The sequence below is a fragment of the Phocaeicola sp. HCN-40430 genome (assembly GCF_037890285.1).
Taxonomy (GTDB): Bacteria; Bacteroidota; Bacteroidia; order Bacteroidales; family Bacteroidaceae; genus Phocaeicola; species Phocaeicola acetigenes.
The window spans coordinates 1-2669 of record NZ_JBBKBS010000047.1 but is presented as its reverse complement, the minus strand read 5'-3'; the positions used below and the strand labels follow the sequence as shown (position 1 = coordinate 2669).

The window sequence follows — 2669 nt, the reverse complement described above, 5'->3', positions numbered from 1 at the left end:
CAGATCGAAGAATCCATGAAAAGACTCAACCAGAGCATCGAGAAGGTCAGCAGGGAATACATCTGCCAGCTTGAAGCCCTCAAGGCACAGACCGAAGCACTGCAAAAACAGGCCGAACAGATGCAGCACGCACAGCAGGCCTACCGCGAAGTAAGCGACAAGATAGAAGCCATAGACCGCCAGTATACGCGCATCATGGAAGTCATGAACATTCAAAAGAAGTAACAAATGGCCACTTCCAACCTGCCACCCAGACAGAGGATGATCAACCTCATCTATATCATCCTGCTCGCCATGATGGCCATCAACGTATCCGGCGACGTCATGCAGGGATTCTCCGTACTGAGCAGCAGCACACAGCAGCAGAACGGAAGCCTGACACAGCTCAACCGCACGCTTCAGCAGGAGTGTACACAGGAGAAGGCAGCGGCCGACAGCATCCGGCTGCTTCTCGACGAGTATACCGCACTCACCGCCCGGCTGCGTGAAAAGATTGCCGGAAATGCGGACAAGGACGACTATACACCCGGAAAGCTCATCAAGGCGGAAGACATGAAGGCAGTACCCTTCGTCATGCTCGCCCCCACACAGAACTACGGAAAGGAACTGAGAAAAAAGACCGGAGAACTGCGTGAGGCACTCGGGAAATACCTCAATACCCCCGAAGAGAAGGAACTGCTGCAGACCTTCCTACGGACAGGAGAGGAGAACACATTCACCTGGGAAAGGAAAACCTTCTCCGTCATGCCCGCCATCGGAGGAGTCATCCTCCTGCAGAAAATGGAAGAGAACGCACTCTTCTGTGCCCATCTCGCACTCCGGAACCTGAAGGAAAGAAAAAAGACACAGACTGAAAAACAGAAAAACGAAGACAATAAAGACATACCCTCTGCCGTGATTGTACCTGCCGAGAGAAACATCCTCTATGCCGGGATAGACAATCCGCTCGAGGTATTCACCCTGCAAGACGGAAGCGGAGCCCTCCGCCTCGCCACCGACAACGGAAAGATCCTACGGAAAGACGGAAAATGGTACCTCACCGCTGCACGCACCGGAAAGGCACGTGTCACCCTGATGCAGGGAGAGAAAGAGACCGGGCAGGCAGAATTCAGAATCAGGGAAATACCCGAACCCGAGGCGGCCATCCGGTACACCCTGCAGGGAAAGAGCTACTGGTACAAGGGAAGAACACCCGTCCGCAAGGAATACCTGGCCGCCATGGATGCGCTGGAGGTGGCATACTCCGGAGAGAACGGGAAGATTCCCTTCACCGTCGTACGCTTCTCCACCCTCTTCATCGGGCAGGACAAGCACGTCACCACACTCGAAAGCAACGGAAAGAACTTCTCACGCGAACAGGTGGAGCACATACGGAAACTGAAGGAGGGAGACAAGTTCTACCTCACTTCCATTCTCGTCAAGGCGCCCGACGGAACCACACGCGAAGTTGAACCCATGGACATTATCATTATCTAAATATGAGACAGATTATCACCGCAGCCCTTCTGGCTGCCACAGGCCTTACAGCCACTGCCGCCGGACAGCCTGAAAAGGAAAACGGAGAACAGTACGTCTATACCGCCGAAAGGGGAAGCAACTTCTTCCTCGGAGCCGGCGGAGGATGGGGATTCCGCCTCGCCTCACAGGACTTCAAATACAGCAGGATGGGATTCGGAGGACAGGCTTCCTACCGCGCCTCCTTCTTTGCCGGCAAGTGGCTCAGCCCCTTCTGGGCACTGCAGCTTCATGCCACACAGAGCAGAGTACCCCATTTCGACCGGACCGTGCAGTTCGTCACTGCCGAAGCGCTCTGGAACCTCTCCGACCGCTTCAGCACTTACCGCCCCGAACGCCGCTGGAGAACACTGGCGGGAGCCGGAGCCGGACTCGCATTCAATTCGGCGAACAAGGAGCGTCCCCTTGCATTCACCTTCTTTGCGAAGCAGGAATACCGCTTCTCCCCCTCCCTCAGCCTCTTTGCAGAAGCAAGGGGAAGGCTGACCGACGATGCACTCTTCTACAGCGGCGACACACCGGTCACTACCCTTTGGGAACTCAATGCAGGAATCACCTGGACCTTCAAGCCGCGGGCATACCGCGCCTACAGCCTCCGGGCCTACGAACCCTACATCGAGGAGATGAACCGCGAAATCAACCGAATGAAGGAGGAACTCCTCCGTCTCAAGGCGGAACAGGACTCCCTGAAGACGGAAAAGGAAGCCCCCGTCCTTACAGACAGGGAGGTAAAGATACTGCCCTCCGTCCGCAACAACATGCACATCGAGGTACGCTTCCCACGCTACAGCTTCTACCTCAGCGAGGCGGAAAAGGGAAACATCGCCAAGGTGGCAGAATGGGTGGAAAAGGAGAAGGACTTCCGGATATGCATCCTCCCTTTCAGCGACGAGACCAGCGACAAGGTGTTCGGAGAAAACCTGCGCAGGCAAAGGGCGGAAGCCATACTCGGAGAACTGACCGGAAAATCGAAGGTTGCCTCCGAAAAAATCCAGCTCATCGATACCTACAGGGAAGCCGGCAGCCGCAACGTGACGGACTGCAGCGCCCTTATTTTCTTTATTCCCAACGAAAAAAAATAAAAAAACTATATTTATGAAGATCAGACACATACTTTTCATTGCCGTTGCAGGCATCCTCCTGGCAGGATGTAC

Annotated in this window: 3 protein-coding genes; all 3 read left to right on the top strand. The window is 54.9% G+C overall.

Annotation, left to right across the window (positions count from 1 at the left end):
* A partial coding sequence (locus WKU26_RS12470; RefSeq protein ID WP_340322284.1) for a hypothetical protein occupies positions 1–225 on the top strand: 225 nt, incomplete at its 5' end.
* A gap of 3 nt (positions 226–228) precedes the next feature.
* Positions 229–1476 carry a type IX secretion system motor protein PorM/GldM gene (porM, locus tag WKU26_RS12465; RefSeq protein ID WP_340322283.1) on the top strand — a complete coding sequence of 416 codons (1248 nt, stop codon included), beginning with the start codon at positions 229–231 and terminating at the stop codon, positions 1474–1476.
* Positions 1477–1478: 2 nt separating this feature from the next.
* Entirely contained in the window at positions 1479–2597 is a 1119-nt protein-coding gene (locus WKU26_RS12460) for a hypothetical protein (protein WP_340322282.1), read from the top strand.
* Positions 2598–2669 lie beyond the last annotated feature (72 nt).

What these genes read in the sequence shown, in the direction of transcription:
- porM (WP_340322283.1), top strand. Translation starts at nt 229, where the DNA reads ATGGCCACTTCCAACCTGCCACCCAGACAGAGGATGATCAACCTCATC.
- WKU26_RS12460 (WP_340322282.1), top strand. Translation starts at nt 1,479, where the DNA reads ATGAGACAGATTATCACCGCAGCCCTTCTGGCTGCCACAGGCCTTACA.